General features: G+C 47.6%; 11 protein-coding genes. 6 read left to right on the top strand and 5 right to left on the bottom strand.

Features of this window, described 5'->3' with window-relative positions; translation table 11 throughout:
* Positions 1-154: 154 nt before the first annotated feature.
* Both SMSP2_RS13785 and SMSP2_RS13780 read left to right on the top strand, forming a co-directional pair.
* Complete coding sequence (locus tag SMSP2_RS13785; protein ID WP_146684612.1) at positions 155-3,274, top strand: GLUG motif-containing protein; 3,120 nt, start codon at positions 155-157, stop codon at positions 3,272-3,274.
* Between the two features lie 371 nt (positions 3,275-3,645).
* A complete protein-coding gene (locus tag SMSP2_RS13780; protein WP_146684611.1) occupies positions 3,646-4,653 on the top strand; it encodes an acetyl-CoA carboxylase carboxyltransferase subunit alpha in 1,008 nt (335 codons plus the stop codon).
* A gap of 3 nt (positions 4,654-4,656) precedes the next feature.
* Here the strand turns inward: SMSP2_RS13780 and SMSP2_RS13775 are convergent, their stop codons facing one another.
* From SMSP2_RS13775 to SMSP2_RS13760, 5 genes are all read right to left on the bottom strand, one after another.
* Positions 4,657-7,347, bottom strand: coding sequence for a C10 family peptidase (locus tag SMSP2_RS13775; RefSeq protein ID WP_146684610.1), 2,691 nt, complete (start codon positions 7,345-7,347; stop codon positions 4,657-4,659).
* A gap of 41 nt (positions 7,348-7,388) precedes the next feature.
* Positions 7,389-7,565, bottom strand: coding sequence for a hypothetical protein (locus SMSP2_RS14935; protein WP_186804752.1), 177 nt, complete (start codon positions 7,563-7,565; stop codon positions 7,389-7,391).
* Positions 7,566-7,642: 77 nt separating this feature from the next.
* Positions 7,643-8,692 carry a dual-specificity RNA methyltransferase RlmN gene (gene rlmN / locus SMSP2_RS13770; protein ID WP_146684609.1) on the bottom strand — a complete coding sequence of 350 codons (1,050 nt, stop codon included), beginning with the start codon at positions 8,690-8,692 and terminating at the stop codon, positions 7,643-7,645.
* A gap of 3 nt (positions 8,693-8,695) precedes the next feature.
* Positions 8,696-8,956, bottom strand: coding sequence for a hypothetical protein (locus SMSP2_RS13765; protein ID WP_146684608.1), 261 nt, complete (start codon positions 8,954-8,956; stop codon positions 8,696-8,698).
* 714 nt (positions 8,957-9,670) lie between these two features.
* Complete coding sequence (locus SMSP2_RS13760) at positions 9,671-13,093, bottom strand: alpha/beta hydrolase (RefSeq protein WP_186804751.1); 3,423 nt, start codon at positions 13,091-13,093, stop codon at positions 9,671-9,673.
* 130 nt (positions 13,094-13,223) lie between these two features.
* Here SMSP2_RS13760 and SMSP2_RS14930 point away from each other — a divergent pair, with 130 nt between their 5' ends.
* The 4 genes from SMSP2_RS14930 (at position 13,224) to purM (ending at position 18,567) form a co-directional block, all read left to right on the top strand.
* Positions 13,224-13,415: a hypothetical protein gene (locus tag SMSP2_RS14930; protein WP_186804750.1), complete on the top strand. Its 192-nt coding sequence runs from the start codon at positions 13,224-13,226 to the stop codon at positions 13,413-13,415.
* A gap of 544 nt (positions 13,416-13,959) precedes the next feature.
* Positions 13,960-15,087 (top strand): IS110 family RNA-guided transposase, encoded by a 1,128-nt coding sequence (locus tag SMSP2_RS13755; protein ID WP_146683483.1) that lies wholly within the window; start codon positions 13,960-13,962, stop codon positions 15,085-15,087.
* Between the two features lie 974 nt (positions 15,088-16,061).
* Positions 16,062-17,510 (top strand): amidophosphoribosyltransferase, encoded by a 1,449-nt coding sequence (gene purF, locus SMSP2_RS13750; RefSeq protein WP_146684606.1) that lies wholly within the window; start codon positions 16,062-16,064, stop codon positions 17,508-17,510.
* Entirely contained in the window at positions 17,503-18,567 is a 1,065-nt protein-coding gene (gene purM, locus SMSP2_RS13745; RefSeq protein ID WP_146684605.1) for a phosphoribosylformylglycinamidine cyclo-ligase, read from the top strand. Before purF ends, purM begins: the two co-directional genes overlap by 8 nt.
* Positions 18,568-18,573 lie beyond the last annotated feature (6 nt).

Here is an 18,573-nt window from a genome sequence, read left to right as displayed (position 1 = left end):
TTAAAATAATTACAATGATTTGCGCAATTCAATGAATGTCATTAAGTTATAACATGACTGAAAAGGAAAATATACATCTTGTGTTTAACTAGCATTCTAAGATGGTTATTCGTGCAAGATTCTGCCATTTTAACTTTTTTCGAGGTATGGCATTATGAACAGTTCCAAGGATTTTCTCAAACGGGTTTGTACGGTAATTACTATTTTATCATTTTTCCCAAATCCTGTTTTTGGATTCTCAGGGGGCACCGGCACTCCTGAAAACCCCTGGCATATTTACAACAGGTCTGACCTTGAGGCGGTTAACAACGACCTTACCGCCCATTATATCTTAAAAAACTATATAGACCTGACATCCAAAACCTATGCCAGGGCAGTAATTGCGCCTGACACATCGACAGACCAGGGGTACCAGGGCACAGAATTCAGCGGTTCTTTAGACGGCAATTCGTATCCAATAACAAATCTCAAAGTCAATGGTGCATCTTACTGCGGGCTGTTTGGCATGATCGGCCCTGATGCGGAAATCAACAATGTCAGGCTTGTAAGTACCGCTGTGAACGGCACCAAATATGCCGGCGGCCTCTGTGGATATAACAAGGGTAATGTATCGAACAGTTATTCTACCGGCTCGGTCAACGGCGATTTTTACATCGGGGGACTTGCAGGGTATAACTACCAGGGCAAGATAGAACGTTGTTATTCCATGAGTACAGTTACAGGAACGAGTTACCACGCCGGAGGACTGGTGGGTTACAATGACGGGATTGTAACGAACAGCTATGCAGTCAGTATGGTCGTGGGAGAAATATCGGTCATCGGAAATTCTGATGTCGGCGGGATGGTCGGCCTCAATACCGGCAGCATAGAAACCAGCTTTTCTGCAGGCGGGGTCAGCGGCAGCGGTAACTCTGCCGGCGGTCTTGTTGGCTGCAACGATGGAAACATAACTGCCAGTTACGCTACAGGAGCAGTCTCTCTAACTGGTGCATACGGCACCAACGCAGGGGGGCTTGCCGGAAGGAACAATGGAGGGATCATCTCAAATTGTTACTCAACGGGCCCGGTTGGCGGTAAAATTTTCATTGGAGGTCTGATAGGTGATAACAGCAGAGGAAGTGTAACAAACTGTTTTTCTACCGGCGATGTTACAGGAACCAGCTTTACAGGCGGCCTGATTGGAACCGGTATGGGTGCGGCCAATAGTTTCTGGGATACTCAAACCTCCAATCTTCTCATAAGTTACGGAGGAATCGGTCTCAGGACACAGCAGATGAAGGATATGCATTTCTATAGTGCAAACAACTGGGCCGGCGGAACATGGACAATTGACCAGGGCAGCGATTATCCGCACCTGTACTGGGAAAACTTACCCGGAGAAGCTATAGTCGATCCGGTTGTCAGCATGGAAGGTTCGGGGCAGCCGCTGGACCCATGGATCATTGAATCTAAAAGCGATTTTCTATCAGTATGTTCGGGAACGTTTTTCTGGAAGAAGAACTATATGCTGAATATCAACATAGATATGTCCGGCGAAGAATACAACCGCGCACTGATCGGCTATGACTCTTTGAACGCCTTTACAGGTTCGTTCGATGGCGGCGGCCATATTATCAGCAACCTCGCTATCTCCGGCTCCGGCTGCATCGGTTTGTTCGGTATTCTTGACGCCGGCGGCCAGATAAAATCTCTGGGCTTAGAAAACGTTTCGATTATCAGCACTGGTGACATTACGGGCGGTTTGGTTGCAGATTGCAGAGGCATTGTAACAAACTGTCATTTTTCCGGAGTAGTTTCAGGTATGCAATTTACCGGCGGTCTGGCGGGCAGGATTGAACGCGGCTTAGTGAGAGATTGCTTCTCGAGCGGCGATATAATCGGCTCAACTTTTGCAGGCGGTCTGGCAGGCTATAACAGCGGCAGTGTAACAAACTGCTATTCCACCGGTTCCGTTTCCGGAGAATCCAGCGTTGGCGGCCTGGTGGGATACCTCGACGATGAGGATAATGGAAGTGTAACATGTTGTTATTCCACAGGGCATGTCAATGGAGTACAGCAGGTTGGCGGTTTAGTCGGCTACACAGAAAATCGGGAAAATGTAAAGTATGGATTATGGGATACAGTAACATCCGGCACTGAAACAAGCAGCGGCGGTGTCGGCAAAACGACCGACCAGATGCACGAAGAAAGTACCTTTATTGACGCCGGCTGGGATTTTGTCGGCGAAACGGCTAACGGCACCAATGATGCCTGGACAATGCCTTCAGAGGGTGGCTGCCCTGTATTGAGTACTTTGAGCGGTTACATTCCTCCAGTACTGAGCGGCGAGGGCACACAGGCAAACCCATACCTGATCAGCAGCCCACAAGAACTTGGCGCTTTATATCACTGGGGTACTTATGCTTTCTACAGAATGACTGATGATATAGATTTGACCGGGATACAATGGGCAACGGCGGTTATCCCCTTCTTTAATGGATATTTTGACGGTGACGGCCATATTATACGCAACATGAATATAAACGGGAGCACATATCTGGGCCTCATTGCCTCTCTTGGACGCGGAGCAGATGTCAGCAGTCTTGGCGTGGAAAATGCGTCTATAAACGGCATCGCATATATTGGGGGCTTAGCCGGTGTAAATAGCGGAAAACTATCGAGCTGCTTCTCTACAGGCAGCGTGCAATCCTCCGGGTACGATACATTTATTGGCGGTCTGGCCGGCGATAACCGCGGCGATGTTATAAACTGCTATTCTACCTGTTCGGTCAGCGGACAAACACATACCGGCGGACTGCTTGGAGAAAATTCCGGATATGTCGAGAAATGTTATTCAGCCGGCCCGGTCAGCGGCCTTTATTACGCAATAAGAGGTTTTATCGGAGGCTATGAATCTAGCCAATACACCGCAACAGGCTGTTTCTGGGATATTGAAACTTCCGGGATTGGCAATCCTGGAGATTACAATTACGGGGCAATAGGAGCAACAACACTGCAAATGCAGACAATAGGCAACTTCTGTGTCGCAGGCTGGGATTTTACTGAGCAGGACGGAGACCCTGCGGACTGGTTTATGCCTTATAAGAGCTACCCGATTCTGAGCTGGCAGGAATTTTATCTTGGTTATGATTCCTTTGCCCTGCTTTCGAAATACTGGCAGCAGAACGGATGCTGGGAACCGCAATCGTGCAGCCAGGCGGATTTCTATATGGACGGTGTGATTGATATTCTGGATTTAATCAAGCTCTCTCAAAGCTGGCTGGATAAAACCTAACTATATGCTGTAAATGACCTTATACGGCCCAACTCGCTTTATGGCCCACCAGAATACAAGGCTCACGCCGCCTCGATATCATTAGAATTCAAGATTCAGCTTGTGTCTTTTTTTTAAAAAACTCAAACTGCGGAAAAACCGGCAAAATACCATAATACCATTTGCCTACCCCACCGTAAAGAAACTCCGGTTTCATAGTTTATCCACTAATTCTCTCAAAACTGTCAACTCGCATAACGAACAGCACTCTAAACACCGCCGCGGAAACACAAAAGCCTCTGTAAATCGGTGCATTACGAAAATAGTTTGATTTTGAGCGGAAAACAGCTAATATACTGCTTTAATAACAAAAATAAATTTATGAGGCAGCGATGTCAGAATTAGAGAATATAGTAGAATACCTGCCCTTTGAGCAGGATATAAAAGTAATTGATGAGCAGATCCAGAACCTTCGAAGCGAGGCTGATGAGTCCACGCAGCGCAATATGGAACTTCGCCGGCTCCAGTCACGCAAGGCAGAGATGCTCAAGGAGATATACTCCAACCTCAACCCCTGGCAGACCGTTCAGGTATCGCGGCACCCTTCACGCCCTATTCTAAGCGATTATTTGCAGCATATGGTATCCGGCTTCCGTGAACTGCACGGCGACCGGACGTTCGGCGACGACAACGCCATAGTAACCGGCCTGGGCCAGATCGGCTATGAGCGGATAATGTTAATCGGCCAGAACAAGGGCAAAGATACCAAAGACAAAATCCGCTGTAATTTCGGATGCGCCAACCCGGAAGGCTACCGCAAGGCACTGCTGAAAATGCGTATGGCCGAGAAATTCGGCCTGCCGATTGTAACGCTTATCGACACTCCCGGGGCATATCCGGGCATAGGTGCCGAAGAACGCGGGCAGGCACAGGCAATCGCTGTCAACCTGATGGAGATGTCCCGCATCAGAACGCCGATCATCTGCATCGTTATCGGCGAAGGCGGCAGCGGCGGCGCACTGGGCATCGGAGTAGGCGACAGGCTCGCCATGCTTGAACACTCGTACTACTCGGTAATCTCCCCCGAGGGCTGCGCGGCTATCCTGTGGCGAGACGGCACCAAGGCCGGCGAAGCGGCGACCGCTTTGGGCCTTACCAGCAAAAGCCTCACAGAGCTGGGCGTGGTTGACAGCAGCATCAAAGAGCCTCTCGGCGGAGCGCACAGAAACCCCCGGGACACTATATCAAACGTCAGCAGATACATCACCACCGCACTGCGTCAGCTGAAAATGCAGGATATGGAAACGCTGATTGAGAACCGCTACAAAAAAATCCGCTCAATCGGTAACCCCCGCCAGCTTGAGGCGCAAACAGCTAACGCCGGCCCAGCCAGTGTATAACTCTTATTCATAGGCATTTACAGAATACAGCCAGTTCGTTGCCAGGATTGAGAGGTCTTCAGCGCTTATACTGCCGTTGCCGGAATAATCATAACCCAGACAGCCGCAATTACCGCCGCAATCTTCATGCCAGTATTTCGACATCAAGGATAAACGCCTGAAATCCTCCACACGCATCTGCCAGTTCAGCAGCGGCGAGCCGGAAGCGGGCATATACCAGTTTCTCTGGTCAGAGGCAAAATCCCAGCCGGCGTTTTCAAAGGTTGATAATAAACTCATCTCCTGTTTGGTAGAGGGGCTGCCCAATACGCTTTTAGCCTGTGTTGTTGTTTCCGGACACCAGAAACACGCCTCTGCGCTGCCGAAAAGGGCAAACCCGCAAAGGCCGCCTGTGTATAATGAGCCGGTAACTTTACCTTTTGCGTAAACCTGGCTTAGAGACGTGTTCGAATTGTACCCGCTCACACCGCCGACATATTTGGTCGCTGAAGTTTCTGCCTGTGAATATGAATACGACAGGTTTGAGTAATAATTTGAGCCGCATATTCCGCCGGCTCGTTCACTCCCGCGAACGGTTCCCGTGCTGAAACAGAAATCAACGTTGCCGCGGTCATTATAGCCGCAGATTCCGCCGACGTATGACTGGGACTGGATTGAAATCGCCGCCATACTTCGTGTTATCCTGCCCTCATCGAGACAGCCGCAGATTCCGCCGGTGTAGCGTGAATAGCTGCCGGCAGATATAGAGCTGCCTCTAACATCGCAACCTGAAACCTCAGCGAGATTTACGCAGCCTGCTATTATGCCTGCATAGTTGCTTGACCAGCCCGAGACAATACTGCTTCCAGAGACGGCGAGATTGGACACTCTTGCACCGTCTTTTATCATCCCGAACAAACCGATGTAATCATTGCCGTCATTTGACGGGTCGTCGTCGCTTAGCAGGTCGATATTGAGGTTTTGTATGCAGAAACCGCCGCCGTCAAAATCGCCGGTAAAAGCGGTTCCCTGATAACCGGCATAGAAATCGACATCAGGTGCAATCACTGCCATATCGAATGTCATGCCGGCAAGGTCTATGTCATCTGTCATTACAAAGTGTTTGTCATAATCGCTGATCATTTGAGAAAGCTCAAGTATATCAGCGGCGGTTGAGACAAGATACGGACTCTGCTCTGTTCCCTCACCGCCGGAATAGCCGCTGCCTTCGAGATTGAGTACAATATCTCCCGCCCAGACATTTCCACAGGTACCGCTGACGTCTCTGGTTGAAGCGCTTTGGGAGACATTAACACGAATCGATTGCGGTATAAAGCCCTGCTGGCTGATTTCTATATAGTATGTGTCCGGCACAATTTCAGTGAAATAGAATATGCCCTTGTCGTTTGTGTTCGCGGTGATGCTCTGGCCGCCCTGGCTTCTGAGCACAACTTCCGTATCTGCGGCGGAATCACCGGAAAAGAACAGCAGCCTGCCGCTGACAATCTCGCCCTGTGTCTCGGGGAAAAGGTTGAATATAAAGCCGTCAACAATAGTGAAATTATACGGCGTTCCTATATCGGGCAGATTGTACCACATGTCTTCATAGCCGCCCCAGCCCATATTCATGTGATGATAAATAGTCTCGCCGCTGTATCCGTAGCCGTCACAGACGATTTCATGTCCGCCGTCGCCGGTAATGCCGACCTGTACCGGATAGCCGGCGTCGAGATTTGGCTGGAGAACCTTATCCTGGAACCCGCGGCTGACAGTATAACCGTAATCCATGAAGTAAAAGCCGCTTGCAAAACCAAAATAATTTAGAAAACCGTTGCAGGCTCGATTTTCCGTCGAGCCGCTCCAGCCGTCGTTGTAACTCATCTGACATGCTACGCCGGCATCATAACAAAGGGCACCTATCGCCTGCCGCTGGGCTTGAGTCATAGAAGATGACGGCACATGGGGCATATTCTGCCAGTCGTAAGGGCCGCCGCTGCCGTCACCGCCGCGTGTCTGAGCGGTCTGTTCGTGTCCGTCAACCTCAATGGTGTTTGACAAGACGCCTATACCCTGTGCGGGAAACTGGTGATGCCGAAGAATCTGCGCCATCGCGGTAGCGACACAGCCGCACACATAGTTGTTCGGAGTATAATAGTTGTAGCAGGGTTTGCCGCCTACACCGCTCTGGCTCCAGCGGCTTTGAACCATCGGAGCGACGCAAACATCGGAAATAGAACTGACGCCGCTTTTTGCAGGCTGGCCGTCAGAAGCGGCTTTGAAGCTCTGCCACTTTCGGCGTGCATCAGCAACCAGCTCGCTGCCGGCGGCTGACTTGAGCTGTTTCCAGTCTTCCAGAAAGTTGTATCTCTTTGGCATATCAAGGGATATCATAGCTCCAAGAGGATTACCACCGGAAGGGTCATAAGTGCCGTATTGGCTGAAAGCGATTACCGGTTCGATATCATCATCGCCGCTGAAAATCACAAAGCCCTCCGGTTCAAGGTATGCGACATAGTAGAGTATTCTGCCCGAGGCATCGGAGAACGGCTCAATGCGGCCTATCTGTGGGCTGATTGATGTCTCCAGCGGCCGGGGCTCAAGATTGAGCCAGCCCTTAAAAGCGTTTTCAACGTCCTGCGAATCTACAGGTAATGCAAATGACAACCCGATACAAAACAACATCCCTGTTGCCGCAATTATTTTTCCAGCGTTCATAATGCCCCCATGATGTATAAATATATTTTTTATTTCCAGCGCTATTCAGACATTGAGAATGCCGCCAGGCCGATCCCCAGCATAAGAGCGCCTATAAAACCCAGATACCCGCCGCCCAGGCCCAAAGACATAAGTACCGGCCCGAAAAATAGAAGATAAGGTATGCATAATCCTGCTCCGCGGCCTACTTTTCTTAGTTTTGACTTTTCTTTATCCATTTTTGAGCCTTTCGATTAAATTCAGAGAATAAAATATTTTTCAAGTCGATTATCGTCGGCCTTGCCCCTGGGCAAAATCAACTGCAAAGCTGTTTTTCAAGCCAGTCAGCACCCAGCTGTCCGCAGGCTGCTTTTATGCTCCTGCCCCGTTTGTAGCGTGTGTGGGCTTCTATGCCCGCCATATCCAGAACATCCCGGAACGCCTGGATTTTGCGCCTTGGCGAAGATTTGAAAGAGCACCCCTCAAACGGGTTGAACTCTATGAGATTTACGTTGCATTTTATACCCTCGATCAGTTTCACAAGCTGTTTTGCATTGTCAGCCGAATCATTTACTCCGTCGATGAGGCAATACTCAAATGTTACCCTGCGGTTTGTTTGCCGGCAGTAGTTCTTGACGGCACTGAGCAGGTCTTTGAGCGGGTATTTTGAATTAACCGGCATAAGTTTCCGCCGCGTCTGGTCGTCCGCGGCATGAAGACTGACCGCGAGCCGGTACTGCTTGTCATGGCAGGCGAGAGCCTCGATCGGGCCGGGAATGCCGCAGGTGCTTATGGTGATATGCCGTGCTCCTATGTTAAGCCCCTTGGCGGAGTTAAGTATATCCGCCGCGGCAAATACATTTTCTGTGTTATCAAACGGCTCGCCCATGCCCATAAAAACCACGTTATCAATCCTGCCCGCGTCGGCATTGACCCTGTACACCTGATCAACTATCTGGCCGACAGAGAGGTCCTGCCGGAATTCGAGCCGTGCGGTTGCGCAAAACTTGCAGCCCATTCGGCAGCCGCACTGCGACGATATGCAGAGGGTAAGCCTGTTGTCGTCGTTGAGCAGTACAGACTCAAATCTGCCGCCGTCCTCGTTTTCGAACAGATATTTCAGCGTGCCGTCGGGGTCTGTGAACTTTTCGACCGTCTTGAGCTGCGATATATACCAGCCGTTTTCAATGAGCTGTGCCCGGAGGCCTTTACTTAGTGTGGTTACGTCATTTACGTAAACACCATCGCGGCTGTGTATATACTCATAGAGATACGCCGCGTGGAAACTCTTGCTGCCGAAACCTTCGACAATATTTTCTAACTGATCTAAAGTAAGAGATTTGAGGTCTTTATGTAGGTCCTGCATGAATTAATGGGAGAAAACTATCTTTTTGATCTCCACACCGGTAACAGCCTGAAGCGCATCGCAAAGAGCGGAATATTTCTCTTCGTCCCCGGTACATTCAAGCAGCAAAACGCCGTTTGGCGAAGACAACTGCCCGTCAACTTCGTGCAGCCCGATACGGGTTTTTATGACATCACCGAACTTTGTCAGGACATTCTGTATCTCTACCGCGTGTTTAAGGCGTTCAGTAATGTGTACTGCGAGGATAAGGTGGTTCTCTGTCATTCTCATAACTCCATATAAAACAATAACTAATCTAATATAACAACATCACGCTCGGCTGTTATTTCCCACTCATTATAGCACAGCAGAGAGCGGAATTCAACCATAGAATTTTAAATCCCCCGGCGTGGTGTGTGATATTTTCCCCTGGAGAACACGGAACAACAGGCGAAGCGAGGTGAGAGGCGATTTTAGTTAGAATTCAAACTTTAGTTTGTTTTCCCGTGTTTTTTGAATCTATAAGAAGCAGCCTTCAAGGTTACAAAGCGGCATCGCGATGACGCTTGCCCCCGCACTCTAAAGAAAATCAAAGAATGCAGGGGCAGATTTTAAACATGTGGCGTAGATCGTTTACTGTTCACTGTAAATTCGCACACTGTCAATCCAGCAGCAGTCTGAGCCGCTGCTGACAGAGCCGTCCTTTGTGTAAGACCATTTAAACGTATGCTCACCCGGTGTGATAGAATATGTCTGCTGCGTCCAGTCTGCTGTGCCGGACCGCTTGTCCTGTTATGCACCGTCTATATAAAACCTCAGAAAGTCCCATCCGGACTCACTGGAAACTTTACAATAGAAGCTGATATTTTCAAACTCCGTATCCAGAGTAATTTCCAGTATTGTCGTCTGACTGTGGCTGATAGAGCCCGACTTTGCGGCATACGAGCCTTCATATACAGTATCGGATACCACTGACCAGTAGGCATTTCCGCTGAGCTGCTATGGATTGGCGCTGAAATCTCCGCTTTCAAAATCTTCGCTTTCAAAATCTTCGCTCAACTCTTGAGGTGCGATTACCTCACTTAACCACGAACCGGAAAGGACGGCAAAATCGAGGAAATTAACAATACCGTCACCGCCGTGAGGTGCGATATCTGCCGATGGAGTACCGGGGGCATCCATCCACTGGCTGCATAGAATCAACAGATCAAGCCGATTGATAACCGCGTTGAGGTCTATGTCCGCATCATTTCTCGGATATTCATCATAAACAAGAGGATCACGGCCGTTGTCAATTTCCCACTTATCGTTTCTGCCGTCATCGTCAGTATCAATTTTGTCTGGACGAAGTTGATTTTCATACTCGTAAATATTACTCAGCCCGTCGCCATCGAGATCCAGCAGAGTGTCATCAATCAGCGGATTCAAACCATATTTTATTTCGTAGCCGTCTGTCATGCCGTCGCCGTCTGTAACGGCCTCAAAAGGATTAGAATCGGTCAGCGGATCGTATCTGGTCGGGTCTCCGCCATAGGCAATCTCCTCATAATCCGTTACGCCGTCACCGTCAGTATCAGGGTTATCAATAAGCGTTCCGATAGATAGCTCTAAAACATCCGGCAGACCGTCCTTGTCAGTATCCTTTGGCTCAAAATCAGAAATCAGATATCCGGCCGTTGTATAATTCTCAGCAGCAGCAATAGTCAGCCCTGAATCTCCGTCAGATATCTTTATTCCGTGGAGGATATATGGACCGGCAGCGCCGTTATTTACGATATCTTCGGCCGGGACATCAACGGTTATCGAACCTGATTCACTCGTCAATCGGAGCGTGCCTGAATTGACCAGACTGACTGTTTCAGAATTTGAATCGAGCAGGGATGCTGTCAGTCTGTAAGCCCCGTCAAGTGAGACCTGAACCGGTACTGTAAACCGCAAGAGATCATAAAACGCGTTCTGGTTGGTATCAACCCCTTCTTCTGATATGGAACCTGAAACAGCAATGTCAGCTTGAGAAACGGTAAATGTAGCAACAGCAGATCGTTCAAAACTGTCAGACGAAGCCGTTGTACCGCTTGCATAAGCCCGGACATTATATTTACCGCTGATCTCAGTTGTCGTAAATGTGTAACTGGAAATCCCATCACCCGAAACAGCATCACCGCCAGTCCCGTCATCAACAAATGTAATGCTCTCTACAGTATCATCAGGCAGAACTATATCAGCGTTAACGGCTGCCCCGGTTACAGCTCCAGCGTTATCCGCTATTTCTGCCATTAAAAACATGGCCTGTCCACTATTTGCCCAATCCTTTTCTCCTGTTACTGAAAATGCGACAAACTGGTCTTCAAATACTGTCAAACCGTATTCTACGCTGTTAAGTTCTGTCATAAGAGTGGTTAGGCTCAGTGTCCATGTCCCTGTGTTCGGATTAACAATCTCATAAGCCATAATACCGTTTTCTTGATCATAGATGATATTGGGATCCGAATCAGCAGTTACAGGGTCAATCACTTCCGAATCCGGATCAATTAATGTGAATACAGCATTAGGATCAGTGACTATTGCACGGAAATATGCGTTGCTTGAGGTGCCAATTTTAACCGTGTTTGATACTGGCTGAGCGTTGTGAAACTGACCTGTAAAACCATTGATGAAATATAGAGGCAAATTTTCTGGATCGCTTTGTTCCAAGCCCTGTATTTTCATCTTTTGAAAATAAAATTTGTCTGCCTGCGGATAACCCAGCCATTCCATGATTTTATTTAATGTGTCTGGGTGTCGGTAACCTGTAGAATGATCAAATCCATTATTGCAAGTATCTTTCATTGGACCTACGGCTATTAGTGGTAACCATTGTTCAACATAAGTGCCATAATTGGGATCACCATATGTGTCTTTTTTATAAATCCAGCCATAACCGGAAAGCAAGGGCACCGCACCGTCACTTTGCTCGTCATATTGTGTGAATTGAGGGGAAGATGTAATATGTGAGTTTGCTTTTCTATATAAAAATTTGCCTAAGACATCTGTATAATTATCGCTATAGAATGAGTACAGTGTCGTTTTGTCAAGGGGGTAATCATCATTGAATGTCTTTAAAAAACTGGGTTTTAAATTTTCCCCTGCCTCACCTGCAAACCAGCCAGCAATGTCTGCCAGAGGTGAACCTGTATGCGGAGTCTGAATACAAATAACATTTTGAATATATGCATCCTGTTCATAAGCATATCGCCTTGAAATCAAACCACCCATACTATGGCCAATTAAATTAACTTTCGCATTTTCATAATCGCCTGTTCTATTTTGAGAGATGAAGTCGTCAAGTACTTCGCAGTTCCATTCAACATTTTTTTCTCCACTTAACATTGTACTGGCATCCCAACATGTGATATTTCTCTCGCTTTCTTCAAACCAGCTGTGAACATTTGCAACCAATCCTTTGTTTTGCTCTCCACTATCAGATGTCCAATATTTATCGCTAATTCCATCACCTATAGGATTGGGATCATAACCCCGAATCAAAACGACAACAATGTCCGGCATGACTTCGCCGCTGCGTCCGAGCTCCGTTCCGCTCAGGTTTCTGATAATATAGACATACTTTTTCTTGAACCCGGAGGGCTGGAGAGTATCCTTGAAGTAACCCCCATTAACCGACCAGCCGGTTTCATTTGAAGTATTACCGACTTCCTGTCGGATAAGGCGGACACCCCCCCGATCAGTCCAGGTAACCGTTACCGTGCCGTCCCAGTTGTTCACGGCATTTACTGTAATTGAATCCCGGTTGTTTACATTAAAGACATTTGAAACTCCGCAACCAACTGATTCAAGAGCTGAGTAAACAATAAGTTTATTGAAAGTGATGTCTGAAATTCCAGAAAGCCAATCTTTTTTGCCAAAAATTGTGAGTTTGTAATTTTCATCAAAACTTAAATCTTTAAATGTGATTTCTTTTTCTTCTAATTCGTTAATCTTTACTTTGAGATGATTGTCCGCTATTTTAATAGAAATATCAAACCAGGTCCATGGGTATATGCAACCTTCACAAATTTGTTCATGAAATTGTTCTCCGTTTTTTACATAATTAACAAATATATCTGTCCATATTGGACGACAGCAAACTGACAGGTAATTAAAAAGTGGTTGTGATCCGATAGGATTATCAGTAATAATTATTCCACCCTCACTGTAATGTTCCATTCTCATCTTCACTTTCACCCAAAGGGTTGAGAAATCAGTGTAAACTGTGGTAATCGCAGGAATATAATCTCCACTTCCTACAACATTTAAACCTTCATTATTTATAAACCAATATTCGCCTGGAACCCAGCCTTGAAAATCAACATACCAAGCCTTATTATACGGTTCTAATTCGTTTATCTGATTTCCATTAATTAATACATCTTTTCTTAGAGCCATCACCTTTATCCTGTAGTTTGTGCCGTACTCGCCGGGGAGGTCGGACTTTGAGTACCAGATAATGTGACGGCGGCCTGGGTAAATATCTTCTCCTAAATCACCCTTAAATGAGCTTGCGGAAACATCCCATGTGGTTCCTTGGTCGTCACTTACGGAAATACTGATGCCGCACCGGTCACTATCCGCGTCGCTGAGGGTGTACCAGATGTCCACGATCCCGCTGCCGTCAGTCCGCTGCCTCGCAGAAACACTGGTAACAGTCGGCGAGGAGTTGGCAAAGCATGCGGCTGTCAATACAAGGGTCAGGGCTGTTATAAGGTAGGAGCTTTTCATATTAGTACCTCTTGTTAAAGTTTCTGCTTGTTTACTCATAATTTCAATATTTATACTTTAATCTGCCGCGTAGTGAAATACAAGGTTTTTTATTTTTATTTCTCTTTACTCTCTGTCTACTCTGTGGTTAAGTCTTTTAATTCACCACGGAGGACACGGAGGACACGGAGAATATTTTAATCTTTATTTAGTTGCCATACTTTGTTGTCTTTCTCTGCGTTCTCTGTGATCTCTGTGGTCTCTGTGGTTTTAAATTCTTTTTTATTCACCACGGAGGACACGGAGAATATTTTAATCTTTATTTAGTTGCCATACTTTGTTGTTTTCTCTGCGATCTCTGTGGTCTCTGTGGTTTTAAATTCTTTTTTATTCACCACGGAGAAAATATGGAACGACCGGCCCCAACGGTTGCAAATCTCGTCATAAGCCGGATAATTACGGTTTATGCGATAAGGTGTACGTAGCACCTGCCAATCGCGGGTTATTACACTGTGGCAACAGAGCCGCATACAATACGAAAGGTACCGGTCGTTATGAACAATATTATAACATATGTAGGAATGGATACACACAAAAAACAACATAAAGCTGCCATAAAATACCCTGATCGGGATAATGTTGTTGAATTTACAATCAAAAATACGCCCTCTGATATTAAACGGGCAGTAAAAAAGATAGCCCGTCAGGCACCTGGGCCGGTTGAATTCTGCTATGAAGCCGGCGTTTGCGGCTTTTCTCTCAAGCGCAGGATTGAGGCTCTGGGCTTTAAATGTGCGGTAATCGCCCCATCTCTGGTACCGGTAAAACCCGGAGTTCGTATAAAAACAGACCGCAGGGACGCAAAGAAGCTTCAGGAGTACTACAGTGCGGGCCTGTTGACCGAGGTTCACGCTCCCAATGAGAAACAGGAGGCAGATAGAGAGCTGGTGCGTCTTCGTGAGACAGCCCGAAAGGATGTCCAGAGAGCACAACATCACATACTCAAGTTTCTCAATCGTCATAGCTATATTTACCATCAGGGCAATCACTGGACAGATAAGCATATAACCTGGCTGCGTGGTATAAACTTCGAAGAGCCCGCCCTGAATGAAGTCTTTGAGGCATATTTCGCCCAGTACATAAACTGTTGTGAAAGGCTCGACAGGTGTGATCGGCGTGTTGAGGCGCTGGCAGAAACGGATGACTACCGCGAAATGGTAGGTATTTTGAGTTGTTTTCACGGCATCAAGACCATCACGGCAATATCCATTCTGGTGGAAATTTTTGATTTTGCCCGTTTTGAATCAGCCCCGGCTTTTATGTCATACCTCGGTTTAACCCCTAAAGAGGACTCCAGTGGAGAATCAGAAAAAAAAGGCCCGATAACCAAGGCCGGCAATAAGCGGGTAAGGCGGCTGCTCAATGAAACTGCCCACCACTACCGGCATCGATATGTTCCATCTAAGGCCCTTAAAAAACGTAGAGAGAGCCGGCCGCAATGGGGAATAGAAATAGCTGACAGGGCCGGGCAGCGTTTGAGTTACCGGCACAGGTACCTTCGGGCCAGGGGCAAGATTCTGGTAAAGGCCAACATCGCAGTTGCCAGAGAGCTGGCCGGGTTCATATGGTTCACAGCAACCCAGTATTACGCAAGAAAACAGGCTCAGCCGCAGAAAGTTTAGTTCATATACTTTTTATCACCCTGGGAAAAAAACATTTAAAATTTAATACAGAAAAACATGACAAATGGTGGCGTGGGTACGAAAAAACCACTTGCGATTGTCCTATATGACAGATATGCCTTATCGGTAAGTCTGACTCATGCCCGTAGAAAGCAAGGTTTGCGACGGAGTATTTCAATGTCGGCTCTGGCCAAAAGCTAATCCACGTATATCAGACTGAATCAACGTCGAAGAATCCCACGCTATCATGCGTCATTAAAATAAGATATGTAAAATTTAAAAAAAAGTAAATATAATCTCATTAAAACTATTGACAAAGGTCGTTCCATATCAGGACACGGAGAATATTTTAATTTTTATTTAGTTGTCATACTTTGTTGTTTTCTCTGCGATCTCTGTGGTCTCTGTGGTTTCAAATTCTTTTTAATTCACCACGGAGGGCACGGAGGACACGGAGAATATTTTAATTATTATTTAGTTGCCATACTATGTTGTCTTTCTCTGTGCTCTCTGTGGTTTCAATTCTTTTTCACCACGGAGAGCACGGCGGCTCCTCTGTTTGCCGGCAATAATGTTTCAATTTAATCCAAAAGACCAAGTCCGACGAGTCCGCTTTTTGTTCACCAGGCTGGAATCGGAAGTAATAAGGCGAGCAAATTTCAACCTGAATTCTCTGATACGTAATTTATTATAGCGTACGAAATTAGCGGTAACAACTGTGAAATTCAGGGAATTTTGATTCCATGGCGTATTTTGTTTGTAAGATACTTTTTTAAAAGTATTTACGCGTAAAAGCCGGCAAGGGTTGCTGTCAGGCATTCGTCAAAAGGGAATACGGAACAGGCAGGGGCAGCAGGCATTAAAATAATATTGTATTTTTGGATCATAAAGAGCTCAACAGAGTTGACTTTCACCCCTTATCGCTGTATATTGACTTTTTTCATAATCATCAACCAATTTTTTAAGAATACTAAATGTCAAATATCAAAGAAGAATGCGGTGTTTTCGGGATCTGGGACGGCCCTGAAAGCGTAAACAAAACTTATCTGGGGCTTTTCAGCCTTCAGCATCGCGGCCAGGAATCTGCCGGGATCGCCTCGACAACCGGTGAAGAAATCAACGGTTTTACCGGCATGGGAACTGTCGGCAGGGTATTCCGCCCGACACGCGACGTCCTGCCGCGGCTGACGAGAAACTGCAAAGGCGCCATCGGTCATGTAAGATACTCAACCTCCGGCTCAAGCAGTATCCACAACGCCCAGCCGCAGATAGCTGAATACTCCCAGGGCAGCATTGCCATAGCCCATAACGGCAACCTCACCAACGCGTCTCTGTTAAGAGATGAATACGAGGCGTACGGCAGCATTTTTAAATCCACCAATGACACGGAAACCATCATACACCTGCTTGCCAAACCAACGCATGTCATCAAGCCCGACCCAATAGCCCATGTTCTGGGCCATCTTCAAGGCGCTTTCTGCGTCCTTATGATGTTCACCGACCGGATCGAAGCCGCCCGCGACCCCTACGGCATACGGCCTCTGTCAATCGGCAAAACGAAGTCGGGCAGGTACTGCGTCGCCAGCGAGAGCTGCGCATTTGAAGCGATCGAGGCGGAATTTGTCAGGGATGTTGAACCCGGAGAAATCGTAAGTATTGACGAAAACGGGATTTCCAGCAGACGATTTGCCGAGAAGAAACCGGAACTGGCCCAGTGCATCTTTGAGAATGTTTACTTTGCCAGGCAGAACAGCAAGATATTCGGCGAGAATGTTTACATCTCCCGCAAAAAAATGGGCCGGCAGCTCGCCAAAGAACATCCGGCAGAGGCCGATGTTGTGATCCCGATACCCGATTCGGGCACAGCCGCGGCAATAGGGTTTTCTCACGAGAGCTCAATACCCTTTGAAATGGGATTTGTGCGGAGCCACTATGTCGGCCGCTCGTTTATAGCGCCTTCGGATGAACTGCGGAAGCAGGCAATCAAACTCAAGCTCGCCATTGTCAGAGAAGTGGTTGACGGCAAACGGGTTGTGGTGGTTGATGACTCTATCGTCAGGGGCAATACCACAAAGGGCAAAATTCAAAGCCTTCGCGAAAACGGCGCCAAAGAGGTGCATATCCGAATCTGCTGCCCGCCGGTTAAATTCCCGTGTTTCTACGGTGTTGATTTTCCAACAAAAGACGAGCTTATAGCCAACAAAATGAATATCGAAGAGCTGAGAGGCTTCCTCGGAGCTGACTCTTTGGGGTATATCTCGCTTGAGGGTATGGTTGGATGCATGGATCAGCCGGCAAAATCATTCTGCACGGCATGCTGGGACGGAAACTACAAGGTGCCCACCTACAGCCAGGGCGGAAAATACTCCATGGAACGCTACCAGAGAAACCTCTTTGAAGACCTGGAGATTGAGAATGAGTGAGTACCTCAGCTATGAACAATCCGGCGTAAGCATCGACGCTAACGACAGAATGGTTGAACGGATAAAGGATTCCGTCGCCAGGACTCACTCGCCTCGGGTAATAAATCTGCACGGCGGATTCGCAGGGCTTTTCAGCCTGGAAAACTCTCCAGATTTCAAAAAAAATTATAAAAATCCGGTTCTGGTCTCCTGCACTGACGGGGTCGGGACAAAGGTTATACTTGCCAAAGAGATGCAGAAATTTGACACAGTCGGCACAGACCTGGTGGCAATGAGCGTCAACGATATGATAGTCATGGGAGCCGAGCCGCTGTTTTTCCTCGATTATCTGGCGGTTGACAAGCTGGACCCCGAACGTGTGGCAGAGATGGTCTCAGGCATAGCAAAGGCATGTGAAGAAGCCGGCTGCGCACTTATCGGCGGTGAAACGGCGGAGATGCCGGATCTCTACTCGAAAAATGAATTTGATATGGCAGGCTTCGCCGTCGGCGTGGTCGAGCGGGACAGGATAATAAAGGGCGACGCCGCCAGACCGGGAGATGTTTTGCTGGGGCTGGCTTCGAGCGGAATCCATTCAAACGGATTTTCGCTTGTCCGCAAGATATGCTTTGAAAAGGCACAACTCGGCATCAAGGACACTGTCAGCGAGCTGGGCGGCAAAACCCTTGGCAGCGCCCTGCTTGAGCCGACACGGATATACGTCCAACCGATAGTGAAACTGCTTGAACAGTATCCCGACAAATGCCCCATACATGCGATGGCACACATAACCGGCGGCGGCCTGGTGGGCAACATCCCCCGCGTACTGCCGGAGAACTGCGACGCGGTAATCGATCGCGGCAGCTGGGACGTGCCGGAGATATTTAAATGGCTTGAAAAACTCGGCCCCGTTGAAGAGAGGGAGATGTTCAGGGTCTTTAACATGGGAATCGGCTATGTTATGGCTGTTGATGCAGATGAAGCTGAAAATATCAGTAAAAAGTTAGCCGCTCAAGGACAAAGAGTTTACCGTATCGGCACGATTGAGCCCGGCGGCAGAAAAGTGAAACTCATTTAGGAACAA

The organism is Limihaloglobus sulfuriphilus (assembly GCF_001999965.1).
Classification (GTDB): Bacteria; Planctomycetota; Phycisphaerae; order Sedimentisphaerales; family Sedimentisphaeraceae; genus Limihaloglobus; species Limihaloglobus sulfuriphilus.
The sequence above is the reverse complement of the archived record's forward strand: the minus strand, read 5'-3'. Positions and strand labels throughout refer to the sequence as shown.

Excerpts from the sequence above, each read along its gene's own strand:
- purF (WP_146684606.1), top strand. The coding sequence starts at position 16,062 with ATGTCAAATATCAAAGAAGAATGCGGTGTTTTCGGGATCTGGGACGGC.
- SMSP2_RS13755 (WP_146683483.1), top strand. The coding sequence starts at position 13,960 with ATGAACAATATTATAACATATGTAGGAATGGATACACACAAAAAACAA.
- purM (WP_146684605.1), top strand. The coding sequence starts at position 17,503 with ATGAGTGAGTACCTCAGCTATGAACAATCCGGCGTAAGCATCGACGCT.
- SMSP2_RS13780 (WP_146684611.1), top strand. The coding sequence starts at position 3,646 with ATGTCAGAATTAGAGAATATAGTAGAATACCTGCCCTTTGAGCAGGAT.
- SMSP2_RS13785 (WP_146684612.1), top strand. The coding sequence starts at position 155 with ATGAACAGTTCCAAGGATTTTCTCAAACGGGTTTGTACGGTAATTACT.
- SMSP2_RS13775 (WP_146684610.1), bottom strand. The coding sequence starts at position 7,347 with ATGAACGCTGGAAAAATAATTGCGGCAACAGGGATGTTGTTTTGTATC.
- SMSP2_RS13760 (WP_186804751.1), bottom strand. The coding sequence starts at position 13,093 with ATGGCTCTAAGAAAAGATGTATTAATTAATGGAAATCAGATAAACGAA.
- SMSP2_RS14935 (WP_186804752.1), bottom strand. The coding sequence starts at position 7,565 with ATGGATAAAGAAAAGTCAAAACTAAGAAAAGTAGGCCGCGGAGCAGGA.
- rlmN (WP_146684609.1), bottom strand. The coding sequence starts at position 8,692 with ATGCAGGACCTACATAAAGACCTCAAATCTCTTACTTTAGATCAGTTA.
- SMSP2_RS13765 (WP_146684608.1), bottom strand. The coding sequence starts at position 8,956 with ATGACAGAGAACCACCTTATCCTCGCAGTACACATTACTGAACGCCTT.